Annotated in this window: 14 protein-coding genes; 12 read left to right on the top strand and 2 right to left on the bottom strand. The window is 60.2% G+C overall.

The genetic code is table 11. The features are described 5' to 3' along the window. Window positions 1-4 precede the first annotated feature (4 nt). Window positions 5-694 carry an autotransporter domain-containing protein gene (locus CBW22_RS05115; protein ID WP_058775605.1) on the bottom strand — a complete coding sequence of 230 codons (690 nt, stop codon included), beginning with the start codon at window positions 692-694 and terminating at the stop codon, window positions 5-7. 187 nt (window positions 695-881) lie between these two features. On the opposite strand from CBW22_RS05115, the gene CBW22_RS05110 reads away from it, so the two are divergent. From CBW22_RS05110 to CBW22_RS05070, 9 genes are all read left to right on the top strand, one after another. Then, a complete protein-coding gene (locus CBW22_RS05110; protein WP_088516172.1) occupies window positions 882-1,442 on the top strand; it encodes a DNA-3-methyladenine glycosylase I in 561 nt (186 codons plus the stop codon). Between the two features lie 109 nt (window positions 1,443-1,551). After that, window positions 1,552-2,214 (top strand): OmpA family lipoprotein, encoded by a 663-nt coding sequence (locus tag CBW22_RS05105; protein WP_088516171.1) that lies wholly within the window; start codon window positions 1,552-1,554, stop codon window positions 2,212-2,214. Between the two features lie 157 nt (window positions 2,215-2,371). Next, complete coding sequence (locus CBW22_RS05100) at window positions 2,372-3,376, top strand: LacI family DNA-binding transcriptional regulator (RefSeq protein WP_058770744.1); 1,005 nt, start codon at window positions 2,372-2,374, stop codon at window positions 3,374-3,376. A gap of 58 nt (window positions 3,377-3,434) precedes the next feature. Beyond that, complete coding sequence (locus tag CBW22_RS05095) at window positions 3,435-4,460, top strand: LacI family DNA-binding transcriptional regulator (RefSeq protein ID WP_088516170.1); 1,026 nt, start codon at window positions 3,435-3,437, stop codon at window positions 4,458-4,460. A gap of 158 nt (window positions 4,461-4,618) precedes the next feature. Further along, window positions 4,619-5,368: a sugar phosphate isomerase/epimerase family protein gene (locus CBW22_RS05090; RefSeq protein ID WP_088516169.1), complete on the top strand. Its 750-nt coding sequence runs from the start codon at window positions 4,619-4,621 to the stop codon at window positions 5,366-5,368. Window positions 5,369-5,378: 10 nt separating this feature from the next. Further along, window positions 5,379-6,326, top strand: coding sequence for a sugar kinase (locus CBW22_RS05085; RefSeq protein WP_058775610.1), 948 nt, complete (start codon window positions 5,379-5,381; stop codon window positions 6,324-6,326). Between the two features lie 175 nt (window positions 6,327-6,501). After that, window positions 6,502-7,785, top strand: coding sequence for an MFS transporter (locus CBW22_RS05080; RefSeq protein ID WP_021506893.1), 1,284 nt, complete (start codon window positions 6,502-6,504; stop codon window positions 7,783-7,785). Between the two features lie 66 nt (window positions 7,786-7,851). Continuing rightward, window positions 7,852-8,826 carry a glyoxylate/hydroxypyruvate reductase GhrB gene (gene ghrB, locus CBW22_RS05075; RefSeq protein ID WP_088516168.1) on the top strand — a complete coding sequence of 325 codons (975 nt, stop codon included), beginning with the start codon at window positions 7,852-7,854 and terminating at the stop codon, window positions 8,824-8,826. Window positions 8,827-8,906: 80 nt separating this feature from the next. Then, complete coding sequence (locus tag CBW22_RS05070; RefSeq protein ID WP_088516167.1) at window positions 8,907-10,154, top strand: valine--pyruvate transaminase; 1,248 nt, start codon at window positions 8,907-8,909, stop codon at window positions 10,152-10,154. On the opposite strand, the gene CBW22_RS05065 is transcribed toward CBW22_RS05070, so the two are convergent. Further along, window positions 10,151-11,596: an aminotransferase-like domain-containing protein gene (locus CBW22_RS05065; protein WP_088516166.1), complete on the bottom strand. Its 1,446-nt coding sequence runs from the start codon at window positions 11,594-11,596 to the stop codon at window positions 10,151-10,153. The two genes, CBW22_RS05070 and CBW22_RS05065, sit on opposite strands and share 4 nt — an antisense overlap. Window positions 11,597-11,767: 171 nt before the next feature. Here CBW22_RS05065 and CBW22_RS05060 point away from each other — a divergent pair, with 171 nt between their 5' ends. From CBW22_RS05060 to CBW22_RS05050, 3 genes are read left to right on the top strand one after another with little or no spacing between them, the layout of a single operon-like run. Further along, on the top strand, window positions 11,768-13,234 hold the full coding sequence (locus CBW22_RS05060; protein WP_088516165.1) for a hypothetical protein: 1,467 nt from the start codon (window positions 11,768-11,770) through the stop codon (window positions 13,232-13,234). Between the two features lie 17 nt (window positions 13,235-13,251). After that, window positions 13,252-14,529 carry an ATP-grasp domain-containing protein gene (locus CBW22_RS05055; protein WP_088516164.1) on the top strand — a complete coding sequence of 426 codons (1,278 nt, stop codon included), beginning with the start codon at window positions 13,252-13,254 and terminating at the stop codon, window positions 14,527-14,529. Beyond that, window positions 14,517-15,227: a class II glutamine amidotransferase gene (locus CBW22_RS05050; RefSeq protein ID WP_088516163.1), complete on the top strand. Its 711-nt coding sequence runs from the start codon at window positions 14,517-14,519 to the stop codon at window positions 15,225-15,227. The genes CBW22_RS05055 and CBW22_RS05050 overlap by 13 nt, the downstream gene beginning before the upstream one ends. The last annotated feature ends 4 nt before the right edge of the window (window positions 15,228-15,231 follow it).

Here is a 15,231-nt window from a genome sequence, read left to right as displayed (position 1 = left end):
CGCTTCAGAAGCTGGCGCTGACGCCGAGGTTGTAAATGAACTGTTCGCCGCTGCTGACCGCGCCGGTCTGGGCGAAGGAGGCGAACGCCGCCATGTTCTGGCCGAGCGGCAGACGGGCACCGACGCTGACATCCATCCAGTTCGTTTCCCGGTTCATCTCTTCCGGCCGATCGCGTGGCGCGGCCGTGCCGTCGAAGCTGAGCTGATGGCTGTAACTCACCTGTGCCCACGGCGATATCCAGCCAAAACTGGAATCCACGCGCCAGCCCAGTGAAGCGATGTGTTCGGCGTTGTTACGATCGACCGGCGCGCAGGCGGCGCAGCTCAGGGTGGAATCATCGACGGCAAACTGCGCCACCGGACCGGTGCGCAGGCGGTCATTCATCGGCAGGTTCCAGCCTGCCGAGTAGCGGTTCACCAGCGGCGAGTTGCCGACGCTGGCCGTTTCGCTGTGCAGCGCCATGCCGCCGCCGGGCGGATTGAGCGCGGCATCAAGCAGATCGCTGTCGCGGTTTTCTGTCAACATCAGATGATTACTGGAAATTTTTTCGGCAAGTATCGCATTATAATCCGGCGCGCTGCTCTCGCTGGCCTGATCCCACGCGTGCGCCGGCAGGGCCGCCACCAGTAGCCACCCACCGCTAAAGGCCAGCGCAAGGAGACGCTGGCCGGTCCGCTGACTGTTCTGCCACATGAAAGACTCCTGACGAGCCGGAAGGGATCGGGTTGGCCTTGAAATTGATGATGATCCTGAAGCGTTCACCCGGTTGCAGCGCGAACGTCCATGACGTTATTATCGGCACCCATTGATTAACTATTAATCGATTCTTTCAAACGTCAAGCGACTGACCGCTTTTTCCTCATGCTTAGGGAGTGATGCAATGCAGCGATGTGGCTGGGTAACACAGGATGCGCTTTATCTGGCGTACCACGACACGGAATGGGGCGTGCCGCAGACCGATAAGCGCGCCTTATTTGAGATGCTGTGTCTGGAGGGGCAACAGGCTGGCCTGTCATGGATCACCGTGCTGAAAAAGCGCGAGAACTACCGCCAGGCGTTTCATGATTTTGATCCGCAGGCGGTGGCGCTGATGGATGAGGCCGATCTGCTGCGCCTGCTGCAGAACAGCGGTTTGATCCGCCATCGCGGCAAGCTGGAAGCCATCATCAATAATGCCAAAGCGCTGCTGGCGCTGGAGGCCACCGGCGCAGACTTTTCCCGCTTTATCTGGTCATTTGTCGATAACCAGCCGATTTTGCACCGTTACGCGGATTATAAACTGGCGCCAACCACCTCCGAACCGGCCATTGCGCTGTCTAAAGCGCTTAAGAAGCGTGGTTTTAAATTCGTCGGGCCTACAACCTGCCACTCTTTTTTACAGGCCTGCGGGCTGATCAACGATCATCAAACCAGCTGTTTCTGCCATCCCGATAATCTTTAAGGCAAAAGTTTACAAATTAAGACTGCGCCTCACGAATTTCCCCATCATTGAACGGCATAATAGTGCCGTTTTGGGGCGTTTTCCCCGTTTCCGTATGAGGGACTTTTTCATGAAAAAGCGTGTACTGGCGCTGGCCTTGTTAATGAGCGGCAGCGTGGCGCTGTCGGGTTGTACCACCAATCCTTATACCGGCGAATCGCAGGCCGGGAAATCGGGCATCGGCGCGGGTCTGGGCGCGGTGCTGGGCGCTGGCGTGGGCGTGCTCTCTTCGTCGAAGAAAGATCGCGGTAAAGGTGCGCTGATTGGCGCAGCGTCCGGTGCGGCACTGGGCGGCGGCGTCGGCTATTACATGGATGTGCAGGAAGCCAAACTGCGCGACAAGATGCGCGGCACCGGCGTCAGCGTAACGCGTCAGGGCGATAACATCGTGCTGAACATGCCGAACAACGTGACCTTTGACTCGAGCAGCGCCAACCTGAAACCGGCCGGCGCAAATACGCTGACCGGCGTGGCGATGGTGCTGAAAGAGTATCCGAAAACCGCCGTCAACGTGGTCGGCTTTACCGACAGCACCGGCACGCGCGCGCTGAACATGCGCCTGTCGCAGCAGCGTGCAGAAAGCGTTGCCAGCGCGCTGATCGTGCAGGGCGTGGCGCAGAACCGCCTGCGCACCCAGGGCATGGGCCCGGATAACCCGATCGCCAGCAACAGCACCGAAGCCGGTAAAGCACAAAACCGTCGCGTCGAAATTACCCTGAGTCCGCTGGGCTAAGGCACAGGCCGGTCTGCCGCTGCAGGCCGGCTTTTGACGCGTTTTTACGCGCTTATTGGCGCGCAAAGCAGCAGATGACGCGTAAACGTCGCCGGACGATAGAGCCAGCGATGACTTTATGCTAGCGTGATCAAAATTTGATCAGTGGAAAGCCATCATGTCACTCAAAGCTATCGCCTCCGCCCTTGGCCTCTCTGTGACCACCGTGAGCCGCGCGCTGAATGGGTTTGATGATGTCGCCGCTGCTACCCGCAAACGCATTGAAGAGGAAGCCGACCGGCGCGGTTATCGCCCGAATGCCGCCGCGCGTCGCCTGAAGACCGGTCGTGCCAATGCGGTCGGGCTGGTGTTTCCGGTCAGCAATGCCTCACTCAACGACAGCTACTACAGTGAAATGCTGCTGACGCTTGATCAGCGCCTTGCCCTGCACGAGATCGATCTGCTGTTGCTCCCCGACAAACCGCAGGATCAGCAGCGCAATTTGCTGCGTATGCTGCGCAGCGGCGTGCTGGACGCGCTGATTGTCACCCATACCACGCCGCAGGATGTGCGACTGCAGCGCCTGCAGCAGAAGGGTTTTCGCTTTCTTACGCTGGGGCGCAGCCAGCTGCCGCAGCCTTACGCCTGGTTTGATTATGATAACCATGCCGGAACGCTACTGGCGGCGCAGCACTGCCAGCAGCAGGGCTATACGCGCATCGCTTATCTCGGCGGTAACGAGCCCAGCACCTACATTCTTGACCGCCGGCAGGGGTTTATCGACGCGCTGCCCGCCACGCCCTGCGCGCAGCAGGCTGGCTGGATAGCCGCGCTGCCGCCCTCGCGCCGCGCGGGCTATCAGCAAACCCGTGCCTGGCTGGCGCACGTTATCCAGCCTGACGCCATCATTACCGACTGCAGCCCACTCGGCGAAGGCGCAGCGATTGCCCTGCAGCAGGCCGGGCGTCTGAGCGGCGCGCAGGCAATTCCCCTGTACGTGTACGATGGTCTGCCGCACGACTCCATTATCACGCAACCGGTCAACGCGATTCTGCAATCATCACAGCAGCGGATTGGCGAACGCGTCGCCGAAATGGTGCTGCAGCTGCTGGAAGGCGCGCCGCCCGCGCAGTTACAGACGCTGTGGCAGCCAATGCTGCGCCTCACTTCTGACGCACAGTGATTGCGCGGGTGCCGCGCTGTGATAGTCTTCGCCTGATGCAATTAATCAGGTGTATGTGATGAAAACCAGGCCGCCACGAGCCACAATCAGTGACGTTGCCCGCACGGCAAAAACCGGTAAAACCAGCGTTTCCCGCTATCTGAATGGCGAAGTTCATCTGCTTTCGCCGGATCTGAAAGCCCGTATCGAACAGGCGATTACCGACCTCAACTACCGCCCCAGCCAGATGGCGCGCGGACTCAAACGCGGCCGCACCCGGCTGATAGGCCTGATCATTGCCGATATCACCAACCCCTACTCGGTGGATGTGCTGAGCGGCATTGAAGCCGCCTGCCGCGCGCGCGGCTTTACGCTGCTGATGTGTAACACCAACAACGAAGTTGACCTCGAACAGCACTACCTGCAGCTGCTCAGCAGCTATCAGGTGGAAGGCATTGTGGTGAATGCGGTCGGGATGCACGAAGAGGTGCTCAACCGTCTGCAGCAGTCGATGCTGCCAATGGTGCTGATTGACCGCAAAATTCCCGACTTCGCCTGCGACGTGGTCGGGCTCAACAACCCGGAGGCCGCCCGCATTGCCACCCGGCATCTGCTGGATAACGGCTACGAAGCGCTGCTGTTTCTCAGTGAGCCGCTCGGCAGCGTCAATACCCGCCGCGAACGTCTCGCCGCCTTCTTTGACACCATCAGCAGCGCGCCACAGGTGGTGGCGGAGAATGCCGAAGTGGTGTTGCATCAGCCGGCACAGCTGGAACAGGTGCTGCAGGCGTTTCATCAGCGCCATCCGGGCAAACGCTGCGCGGTGATGGCGGCCAACGGTGCGCTGACGCTACAGGTGGCGCGGGCGTTACAGCGCCTGACGCTGCGCTGGGGCGAGAGCATTGGCCTGCTGGGCTTCGACGAACTGGAGTGGGCGGCGCTGGCCGGCGTCGGCATCACCACGCTGAAGCAGCCCACCTGGCAGATCGGCTATGCCGCGCTGGAGCAGGTGATCGCGCGTATCGAAGGCAGCGAACAGCCGATTCGCGAGCAGGTTTTCTCCGGCGAACTGATTGTGCGCGGCTCCAGCCAGCCGCTGCGCTAATCCCGCTTTTCACGGCTCACTTCGTGAGCAGGATCATAATTCCGCACTCTGCTACTTTCCTTTGGAACCGGTTCCATTAAGCTTTTTACAGCACATTAACGTGCTGTCCGGCGCATAACGGTGCGGCGGGCAGTACAGCGAGACAGGCTGGAGGAAAGATGTCGAAAGCGGAAATTATTGTGGTCACGGCCGCCTACGGCGCGCACAAGGTGGCAGGACTGGGCGGCCAGGCAGCGCTGCTGCCGCTGATTAAAGCGGCCGGTGCCGATGGCGTCGAGATCCGCCGTGAGCTGTTCAGCGACGACGAATTGTGCCAGCTGCATACGCTTAGCGACGCGCTGCGTCAGCATCAGCTCAGCGTCAGCTATTCAGTGCCGGAAGCGCTGTGGCAGGCGGACGGTGCGCTCAATCCACGTCTGGCGCAGTTCCTGCAGGAAGCTGAGCTGCTGGGCGCTCAGCGCCTCAAGCTGGCACTGGGTCACTATGTCTCGCTGGCCGATCGCCAGCTGGTCGAGGTGCTGGCCGGCTCGCGCGTCACGCTGGTCATCGAAAACGATCAGACGCCGGACAGTAAGCTGACGCCAATGCTGCACTTCTTCCATCACGCCTGCGATGCCGCGCTGCCGCTGGATATGACTTTCGACATGGGCAACTGGCGCTGGACCGGCGAAGACGCCCTGCAGGCAGCGGCGCAGCTTAGTCGCTACGTGAGCTACATTCATGTTAAGGCGGCGGTGCCGCACGGTGACAGCTTCCGCGCCATTGCGCTGGATGACGCCGACGACAGCTGGCGCACGCTGTTGCAGGCGCTGCCGGCCGATGCACCGCGCGGTATTGAGTTCCCATTAGCCGGCGCAGATTTACTGGCGGTGACCCGCCACTACGTCGATCTGCTGCGCGCGGTGTAAGGAGTTGAGCATGACACACACCTCTCAGCTGGATGTCGTCACCATTGGTGAAGCGATGGCGATGTTTATTGCCGGGCAAACCGGCGATCTCGCCGCAGCCGATCAGTTCACGAAGCGCATTGCCGGTGCCGAACTTAACGTGGCGATTGGTCTGGCGCGCCTCGGTTTGCAGGTTGGCTGGGTCAGCCGCGTCGGCGACGACAGCTTCGGCCGTTTTACCCTGCAGCAGCTGGCGAAAGAGCATGTCGACCACCGCTGCGTGACCATTGATAACCGCTATCGCACCGGTTTTCAGCTCAAAGCGCGCGTGGACGACGGCTCCGATCCGGAAGTGGAGTATTTCCGTAAAGGCTCCGCTGCCAGCCACCTGTCACCGGATGATTTCGACGAAAACTATTTCGGCAGCGCGCGCCATCTGCATCTGAGCGGCGTGGCCGCCGCGCTTTCCGATAGCTCGCTGGCGCTGGCTAAACATGCGGCGAAAGAGATGCGCGCCCGCGGCAAAACCATCTCCTTTGATCCTAATCTGCGTCCGGTGCTGTGGCGCAGTGAAGAAGAGATGCGTAAGCAGCTGAATTTGCTGGCAGAATACGCCGACTGGGTGCTGCCAGGTGAAAAAGAGGGGCTGATTTTGACCGGCTACCGTCAGCCTGAGGCGATCGCGGATTTCTACCTCGACAAAGGCGTGCGGGCGGTGGTGATCAAAACCGGCAGCGACGGCGCCTGGTATAAAACCGCCGCGGGCGAACAGGGCCAGATTGCGCCGATCCACGTGGAGAATGTGGTGGATACCGTCGGCGCGGGCGATGGCTTTGCGGTCGGGCTGATCAGCGCACTGCTGGAAGGGAAATCGCTGCCGCAGGCGATTCTGCGCGGTAACAAAATTGGTTCGCTGGCGATTCAGGTTGCCGGCGACAGCGAAGGCCTGCCGACGCGCGCAGCGCTCGGCGATTATTAAACAAACGCACGGACCCGTAGCGGCGCAATTTATTGCGCACATGCAGGACGCAACGTCAACAACGCGCGATGAATCGCGCCGCTACGATGCCGTGCCAATACGTTAAAACTGTCTCTACACCCTAATTTCGAGACGCATCCACAGAATGCGCCCGCCTCAACCAGAGGAGTCACCCATGAAATCGCAGACAATCGCGCCAAAACGCTGGTGGTATATCATGCCCATCGTGTTTATCACCTACAGTCTGGCGTATCTGGACCGGGCGAACTTTAGCTTCGCCTCTGCCGCAGGGATAAATGAGGATCTCGGTATCACCAAAGGCATGTCATCGCTGCTCGGTGCCCTGTTCTTCCTTGGCTACTTCTTCTTTCAGATCCCCGGCGCGGTCTATGCCGAGCGCCGCAGCGTAAAAAAACTGATTTTCTGGTGTCTGATTCTGTGGGGCGGCTGCGCCTCGCTGACCGGTATCGTCAGCAATATTCCGATGCTGGCCGCCATCCGCTTTGTCCTCGGCGTGGTGGAAGCGGCAGTGATGCCGGCGATGCTGATCTACATCAGCAACTGGTTTACCAAATCCGAGCGCTCACGCGCGAATACCTTCCTGATCCTCGGCAACCCGGTGACGGTGCTGTGGATGTCGGTGGTGTCCGGCTACCTGATTAACTCCTTTGGCTGGCGCGAGATGTTCATCATTGAGGGCTTCCCGGCGGTGATCTGGGCGATTGCCTGGTGGTTTATGGTGCAGGATAAACCGGCCCAGGCCAAATGGATGAGCGACGAAGAGAAAGCGGCGCTGCAGGCGCAGCTGCAGAAGGAGCAGGAGAACATTAAAGCGGTGCGCAACTACAGCGAAGCCTTCCGCAACCGCAACGTTATCCTGCTGTGCCTGCAATATTTTGCCTGGAGCATCGGCGTGTACGGTTTCGTGCTGTGGCTGCCGTCGATTCTGCGTAACGGCACGCAGATGGGCATGGTCGAAGCGGGCTGGCTGTCGGCGGTACCGTATCTGGTGGCGACCATCGCCATGCTGGTAGTGTCGTGGGCGTCAGACAAGACGCAAAACCGTAAGCTGTTTGTCTGGCCGCTGCTGCTGATTGGCGCACTGGCGTTCCTCGGCTCGTGGATGGTGGGCTCCAGTAACTTCTGGCTGTCGTATGCGCTGCTGGTGATTGCCGGCGGTGCGATGTACGCCCCGTATGGCCCGTTCTTCGCCATCATTCCGGAGATGCTGCCGCGCAACGTTTCCGGCGGTGCCATGGCGCTGATTAACAGTATGGGCGCACTGGGTTCCTTCATCGGTTCATGGATCGTAGGCTATCTTAATGGGGCGACCGGCAGTCCTGCCGCCTCCTATGTCTTTATGGGTGCTGCGCTACTGGCGTCGGTGTGGCTGACGCTGATTGTCAAACCGGCGGCCAACAAAACGCCGCCGCCAATTCACGGGGCGAAGCACGCCTGAAAGCGTAAGCGATGACTTTTCCGGGCGACTCAGGTCGCCCGTCACACGTTCTACAGGGAGCAAATAATGAAACCTGCTGTGATTCTGTATAAGAGCCTGCCCGATAACCTGCGTGCCAAGCTGGACCAGCACTTCAGCGTCACGGAAGTGAAAGATGTCTCGCCGGAGACGGTGAAACAGCATGCGGCGCAGTTCGCCGCAGCGCAGGGTCTGCTGGGCTCCGGCGGCAAAGTGAATGATGAGCTGCTGGCCAGCATGCCGGCACTGCGTGCCTGTTCTACCGTCTCCGTCGGCTATGACAACTTTGACGTTGATGCGCTCAACCAGCGCAACGTTCTGCTGATGCACACGCCCACCGTACTGACCGAAACCGTGGCCGATACCATGATGGCGCTGGTGCTGAGCACCGCGCGTCGCGTCACCGAGCTGGATAAGTGGGTCAAAGCCGGTGAGTGGAAAAAGAGTATCGACGCTGAGCACTTCGGTATCGACGTACACCACAAGACGCTGGGCATTCTCGGCATGGGCCGCATTGGTCTGGCACTGGCGCAGCGCGCGCACTTTGGCTTCGGCATGAACATTCTGTACAACGCCCGCCGCCAGCATGAAGAGGCGGAAACCCGCTTTGGCGCGCGCGCCTGCGATCTGGAAACGCTGCTGAAAGAGAGCGATTTTGTCTGCATCAGCCTGCCGCTGACCGAGCAGACGCACCATATGATCGGTGCGGAACAGCTGAAACTGATGAAGCCGAGCGCGATTCTGATCAACGCCGGACGCGGTCCGGTGGTCGATGAGCAGGCGCTGACCGCCGCACTGAAAGACGGCACCATTCACGCCGCCGGGCTGGATGTGTTTGAAGTCGAGCCGGTGCCAGCCGATGCGGAAATCCTCACGCTGCCGAACGTGGTCGCGCTGCCGCACATCGGCTCCGCCACGCATGAAACGCGCTACGGCATGGCGCGCGATGCGGTCGACAACCTGATCGCCGCACTGAGCGGTAAAGTGGAGAAAAACTGCGTTAACCCGCAGGTCCAGGCTTGATCCCACGGCTTTAGCCATTGCGCCTGCCGGTTGCGGGCGCTATGGTGGTCTTCCCCCTGATAACAATGTTTTTACCTCCTATGGCTTTTTCTCAGTTCGGCGACAAATTTACGCAACATTCCGGCATCTCTCGTCTGATGGAAGATATGGGCGAAGGGCTGCGCACGCCTGGCACGATCATGCTGGGCGGCGGTAATCCGGCGCAGATTCCGGCCATCAATGATTATTTCAGTCAGCTGCTGCTGCAGATGCATCAGGACGGCAAGCTGAACGAAGCGCTGTGCAACTACGACGGCCCGCGCGGCAAAGCGCTGCTGCTGGAGGCGCTGGCTACGCTACTGCGCGAGGAACTCGGCTGGCCGGTGACGCCACAAAATATCGCGCTCACCAACGGCAGCCAGAGCGCGTTCTTTTACCTGTTTAATCTGTTCGCCGGCCGCCGCGCCGACGGCAGCAAAAAGCGCGTGCTGTTCCCGCTGGCGCCGGAATACCTCGGCTATGCCGATGCCGGGCTGGAGGAGGATCTGTTCATCTCCGCCAAACCCAATATTGAACTGCTGCCGGAAGGCCAGTTCAAATACCACGTCGACTTCGACCATCTGCCGCTGAATGATGAGACTGGCCTGATTTGCGTGTCGCGTCCGACCAATCCAACCGGCAACGTCATCACCGATGACGAACTGCTGCAGCTGGATGCGCTGGCACAGCAGCACGGCGTCCCGCTGCTAATCGATAACGCCTACGGCGTGCCGTTCCCCGGCATCATCTTCAGTGAGGCACGTCCGCTGTGGAACCCCAACACCATTCTATGCATGAGCCTGTCGAAGCTGGGCCTGCCGGGCGCACGTTGCGGAATTATCATTGCCGATGAGAGCACGATCGGTGCCATTGGTAACATGAATGGCATTATCAGTCTGGCGCCGGGCAGCATCGGTCCGGCGATTGCCACCGAGATGATTGTGCGTGGCGATCTGCTGCGCCTGTCGCAGGAAGTGATTAAACCGTTCTATCAGGCCAAGGTTAGCGAAACTATCGCGATTATTCGTCGCTATATCAGCGAAGATCGCTGCCTGATCCACAAACCGGAAGGCGCTATCTTCCTGTGGCTGTGGTTCCGCGACCTGCCGATCAGCACCGAAGCGCTGTATCAGCGTCTGAAAGCGCGCGGCGTGCTGATGGTGCCGGGCCACTTCTTCTTCCCGGGGCTGGAACAGGCCTGGCCGCACACCCATCAGTGCATGCGCATGAATTACGTACCGGACAGCGACAAGATTGAGCGTGCGGTACAGATTCTGGCGGAAGAGCTGGATAACGCCTGGAACGCTTAATCCGCGCTTAACGACAGCTGGCACCACTGCGCCAGCTGCTGAATCGCCTGTTCGACTTCGGCGTTCCAGCCAAAACCGGCGTTGAGCCGGAAGCAGTGATCGTAGCGGTGATCGGTGGCGAAGATGTGCCCAGGCGCGATGCCGATGCCCGCGTTGCGCGCCTTGAGAAACAGCGCGCGCACGTTCAGCGCCTGTTGCGGCATCTCCACCCACAGCACGTAACCGCCCTCCGGATCCGACACACGCGTGCCCGCCGGGAAGTAGCGCAGCACCGCCTGGCGCATATGGTGAATCTGATTTTTCAGCTCGCGCCGCAGCTTGCGCAGGTGCGCATCGTAACCGCCGCTGCGCAGCAGTTCGGCAATCGCCGCCTGCGACAGCACCGACGTGCCCATGCTGGTGGTGTACTTCAGCGAGGCGATTTTGCGCATGTACTTGGTGCTATGCACCCAGCCAATACGGATGCCAGGCGCCACGGTTTTGGAAAAGCCGCTGCACAGGATGGCATTGGGGCTGAAGGCGCGCATCGGAAAAGGCCGGCGCTCGCCGAAAGCCGTATCGCCAAAGATATCGTCCTCAATGATCACTACATCATTCTCATCGGCCTGGCGCGCGATATACGCTTTGTGCTCGTTGGGAATGCTTTTGCCCAGCGGATTATTGATGTTGTTGATGGTGAGATAGGCCTGCACCGCTTTACGCCGGAACAGCCCGGTGAGTTTCGCGACGTTAACATAACCCTCCGGCCCGGCTTCCACTTCAATGACGCGCAGGTTGAGGTTGTGCAACATCTGTAGCAGCACGAAGTAGCATGGCGACTCTACCGCCACGATATCGCCTGGCCGCGTGGTGGCGCGCAGCGCCAGCGAAATCGCCTCAATGCAGCCGTTAGTGACCAGGATGTCATCGGCGCTGATATTGCAGCCATAATCCACCGCGCGCCGGGCAATTTCCGCCTTGAGCGGCGCATAGCCGGTGCCTTTCACCGTATTACCGAGCAGCGCCGGTTTGCTGTAACCCATCTGCCGCATCAGCAGGCCAATTTTTTTCACCGGATAGAGCGAGATGTCGCCGTTGGCCAGATCGAGCCGCACGCGGCAGTCCGATCCCAGCATCGCCAGGTGCAGTTCGGTTTGCTCATCCAGCGGCGCCACTTCGCGCGGCTGCTCGCTGAATACCGCCGGCACTTTTTTCTCTGTGGGACGCGATGCGACAAAAAAGCCAGACTTCGGCCGCGCCACCGCATAGTGCTCATCCTCCAGCGTGCGTAATGTTTTCAGCGCAGTGGTCATGCTGACGCGATACTGCGTCGCCAGCGTGCGCACCGACGGCAAACGGCTGTCGGGCGGTAGCGATCCGCTATGAATGGCCTGTTTTATCTGCTCAGCGATCTGACGGTAACGACTGCTCTGACTCTCCTGTTCCTGCGTTTCACCCGCCATCTGTTCCACCCCATATCGTGCTGATCTGTGCGTATTCATCAGATTACATTCAAAGTACTTTAGGCTGCATCTGTTAATTCAGCTTCATGCAGCACCTTCGTGGCCCGTTTTCCAGCCCGTTGTCGCCCGCACGGCAGCGGCGATTTTATTAGCCAAAGGATGAAGTGAAAAATGAATAATCTGTCCGCGATGATGAGTGAAATTGAAGAATACCTGACGCCCGCGATTCTCGATTCCGCCCAGCACTGTGCTCAGCGACTGCTCGCCGCCCTGCCCGATCCCGACCATCCCGAACGTAACCGCGTACTGCTGGCCTATGGCGGCGGCAAAGACAGCAGCTATATGGTGGCCTACGTACGTTACATTCAGGGGTTAATCTGGCAACAGCGCAACAGCACGTTTCAGCTGCGCATCAGCACTAACCGCCATGCCGCCATGAACGACAGCGTGATGGAAAACATCGACCGCGTCTATCGCGCGCTGCGTATCCATGACGACGCGTTCACCGAGTGCCTGGTGACCGACGGGCTGCAGATTCGACCCTTCGATCGCCATTTGCCGATGCCGCAGAGCGTGCGTCAGCAGAACCGCGACGATGTGCTGATGAATGGTCACCGCTTCCGTGCCGACGCGCGCTCCACCTTCTGCAACGCCTGCAACCTGAGTATGGTGAATTCGTTTGGCCTGGCGGCGCATTACGATGGCGGCGTCGATGTGATCATCACCGGCGATTCGCCGCAGGAACAGACCGCTTACCTTGCGTGGGCGCGCCACCTGTCAAAACTGTTTGATGCGCCGATGGCCGATAAGTCGCGCGGCTTCAGCGGCTTTCTGCACACGCTGGACGGCGTGGCGGCGCGTTACTTCGCCGACATTTACGGCGCTGACCAGGTCACGCCGGCACATCGCATTACCTGGCAGCTGACGCGCGACCCGCTGTTCTTCAACATCTATCAGGACACCGCTTATGAGGCTGGCGCGCACTGGGCGCTGCTGACCGAATTCATGCATTTCCGCTTCGACGAGCTGATGTTCAGCTTCTCCGAATCGGACTGCGGCAACCCGACGTTAATGGCACATATTCGCGGTCTGCGTGCGGAGACGCTGTTGCAGCGCAGCTACGCCGAAGGCATTCGCGAATATGTGCGCTTTGCGCTCGGCCTGATGGTGCAGAAGGACTTTCCGCCGCAGCTGATTGATGAGATGGCCGCGCGCTATCAGGACGATGCCGCGATTGCCCGTGCACGCCAGCGCGCCGCGCAGTTCGCACTCGACGCTTTCGGCCTTAGTGAAACCCAACTGGTATGCATGATCTATTCACCGTTTATCGCCGCCGGCCAGCAGCTGAAAGCCTGGCTGCTGCAGTTGCCGGCCGCGCCGGAAGAAGCCGCGGTGCGCGCCTTGCTGAGCGGAGAGAGCGAAGATGTGGCGCTGGCGCAGCAGCTCACGCAGCTGTCTGGCCTCAGCGTGGCGCAGATGCGGCACTGCTGGCGCAGCGCGGCGGTGAGTTCGCTGCTGGACGGCGCGCGCGGCGATGCGCTGTCGCGCGTGTTGCGTTTCGACCCGCACAAAGCGGTGATTCAGGTTAACAACGGTGCGTTACAGGACATCGTTACTGAAGTGATTTCCGGGCGTTAACCCGGTAAGGCGACGCGATGAGAAAGATTTTTCTGCAGATTGGCGCCACGCGCGACGGGCAAAATCCCTACTGCGCGGTGGCAAAACGCGAAGGCTATTTTACCGTACTGGCCGAAATGGGGGATTTTGTCGACTATCAATCGCTCAGCATCGCCCTGCCGTTCGATCTGATTGTGCGTCTCGATCGCCCGGAAAACCCGTGGGATGTCCTCAATGCCTGTCTGCACGCCGGTCTGCTGGAGCATCCACAGGTGGTGCTGGCCGGTTTTGAGGCTTACAACGCCAGCGCTGGCCGGGTGCGTGAACTGCTGGCCGGCCCGGATGCCGGTCCGGGGTTTATCCCGCCGGATAAATATGCACAGCGCATGGCGCTGCGCAAAGCCTGGCCGCGTTTTCCGCAGCCGGAGTTTCGCTTCTTTGCCTCACCGCTCAGCATTGGCGACGCGCGGGATGCACTGCTCTACCCCTGCGTGATCAAACCGGTCGACGGCGGCGGCGGGCTGGGCATCTGGCTGGTGGAAGAGGCCAGCCAGCTGGATGCGGTGATTGCCCGGCTGCTCGACACCATGAACTATGGCGGACGCGGCTTTACCGGCTTTATCGTCGAAAGCTGGCTGGCCGGTGACGAATATTCGCTGCAGGGCGTGGTGGAGAATGGACACGCGGTGGCGCTGACCTGCTGCCAGAAGGTGATTGAGCAGCATACCGAGGCCGACGGCTGTATCAGCTTTTACGAATCCGGCCATGTGGCGATGGCGGCGCAGCAGCTGCCCGCCGCCTTCACCAGCCTGATGAGCTTCTGCTGTGAAACCTTCGGCTACCGGCGCGGCGCTTTCCACATTGATTTCATTATGGTGAACGGCGAGCCGCACTTTCTCGAAATGGGCTTTCGCCTGTCCGGCATGGGCGTGGTGAACCTGGTGGAAGAGGTCACCGGCATCAACTGGGCCGAGGTGGCCTTTCAGGTTGAAGCCGGACGCGGCCTGCCTGAACTGCACTTCGCTTCACCGTCACAGGCCGTCGGCCGGCTGCGATTGCGCCAGCGGCTGCAGCATGACGCCGCCGAGCGCTGGATTGCCGAGCACCAGCGCGGCCAGCTGTTACCGCCGCTCAACTTACCGGCGCTGGAGGTCTCGCCGCGCTCATCGCTGTACGCCGATCTGACGCGCCACGCCGGGATTCTCGCTACGCTGCGTCTGCCTGCCGCCAGCCGCGACGAAATTCTGGCGGTGTTTCACGCCCTTCTTGCTGTTCCCGCTTTGACCTCACGGAGAGATTTACTATGTGCAGAATGATTCTGGCACACGGCCAGTTTGACGCCGCTGCGGTACTGGACGCCGCACGCGCCATGAGCTGCGGTGAAACCGCCGCGCACGACGGCCCGATTAAACAACATCCCAACGGCTGGGGCTGTCTGTGGCTGGAGCACGGTCAGATCCGTACGCTGCATGGCAGCGGCACCTTTGCCGAAGCACTGCCAGCCATTGACGTCACGCGCATGCAGCACAGCCGCTTTCTGGCGGTGCACGTGCGTCACGCCACGCTCAGCAAAAACCAGGGCATTGCGTTCTCCCATCCGCTGCGGCGCACCAGCGGCACCACCCAGTGGTACATGATGCACAACGGCTTTTTGCCGACCGTCTATGCGCAGCTCGGCATGGCGCAGTCGCGCTTTGATTCCGCTGAATATCTGGAATATATCGTCGACCGCGTGACGCCCGCCGATTTCTCCCGCGACTATCTGCGCGAAAAAATGGCCCGGGTGGCGCCGGGTGGCAGCGCGGCAAACGCCATTTTCGTCACCCGCGAGAAGGCCTGGGCGTGGCAATGGCATCCTGATGACACGCCTTACCCCGACTATTTCACCCTGCATCGTTGTCAGCAGAACAACAGCACCTTTATCTCCTCTGAACCTGTTTCAACACTGGGCACGGCGTCAGCATGGCACCGTATGAGCAACCATGAACTTCATGAAATTCCTTTTGGAGAGTGAACCC

The organism is Pantoea sp. VS1 (assembly GCF_002207995.1).
In the GTDB taxonomy this organism is placed as follows: Bacteria; Pseudomonadota; Gammaproteobacteria; order Enterobacterales; family Enterobacteriaceae; genus Pantoea; species Pantoea dispersa.
This window is presented reverse-complemented; position numbering and strand designations above follow the sequence as displayed.

Excerpts from the sequence above, each read along its gene's own strand:
- CBW22_RS05070 (WP_088516167.1), top strand. The coding sequence starts at position 8,907 with ATGGCTTTTTCTCAGTTCGGCGACAAATTTACGCAACATTCCGGCATC.
- CBW22_RS05115 (WP_058775605.1), bottom strand. The coding sequence starts at position 694 with ATGTGGCAGAACAGTCAGCGGACCGGCCAGCGTCTCCTTGCGCTGGCC.
- CBW22_RS05090 (WP_088516169.1), top strand. The coding sequence starts at position 4,619 with ATGTCGAAAGCGGAAATTATTGTGGTCACGGCCGCCTACGGCGCGCAC.
- CBW22_RS05080 (WP_021506893.1), top strand. The coding sequence starts at position 6,502 with ATGAAATCGCAGACAATCGCGCCAAAACGCTGGTGGTATATCATGCCC.
- ghrB (WP_088516168.1), top strand. The coding sequence starts at position 7,852 with ATGAAACCTGCTGTGATTCTGTATAAGAGCCTGCCCGATAACCTGCGT.
- CBW22_RS05095 (WP_088516170.1), top strand. The coding sequence starts at position 3,435 with ATGAAAACCAGGCCGCCACGAGCCACAATCAGTGACGTTGCCCGCACG.
- CBW22_RS05105 (WP_088516171.1), top strand. The coding sequence starts at position 1,552 with ATGAAAAAGCGTGTACTGGCGCTGGCCTTGTTAATGAGCGGCAGCGTG.
- CBW22_RS05055 (WP_088516164.1), top strand. The coding sequence starts at position 13,252 with ATGAGAAAGATTTTTCTGCAGATTGGCGCCACGCGCGACGGGCAAAAT.
- CBW22_RS05050 (WP_088516163.1), top strand. The coding sequence starts at position 14,517 with ATGTGCAGAATGATTCTGGCACACGGCCAGTTTGACGCCGCTGCGGTA.
- CBW22_RS05065 (WP_088516166.1), bottom strand. The coding sequence starts at position 11,596 with ATGGCGGGTGAAACGCAGGAACAGGAGAGTCAGAGCAGTCGTTACCGT.
- CBW22_RS05110 (WP_088516172.1), top strand. The coding sequence starts at position 882 with ATGCAGCGATGTGGCTGGGTAACACAGGATGCGCTTTATCTGGCGTAC.
- CBW22_RS05100 (WP_058770744.1), top strand. The coding sequence starts at position 2,372 with ATGTCACTCAAAGCTATCGCCTCCGCCCTTGGCCTCTCTGTGACCACC.
- CBW22_RS05085 (WP_058775610.1), top strand. The coding sequence starts at position 5,379 with ATGACACACACCTCTCAGCTGGATGTCGTCACCATTGGTGAAGCGATG.
- CBW22_RS05060 (WP_088516165.1), top strand. The coding sequence starts at position 11,768 with ATGAATAATCTGTCCGCGATGATGAGTGAAATTGAAGAATACCTGACG.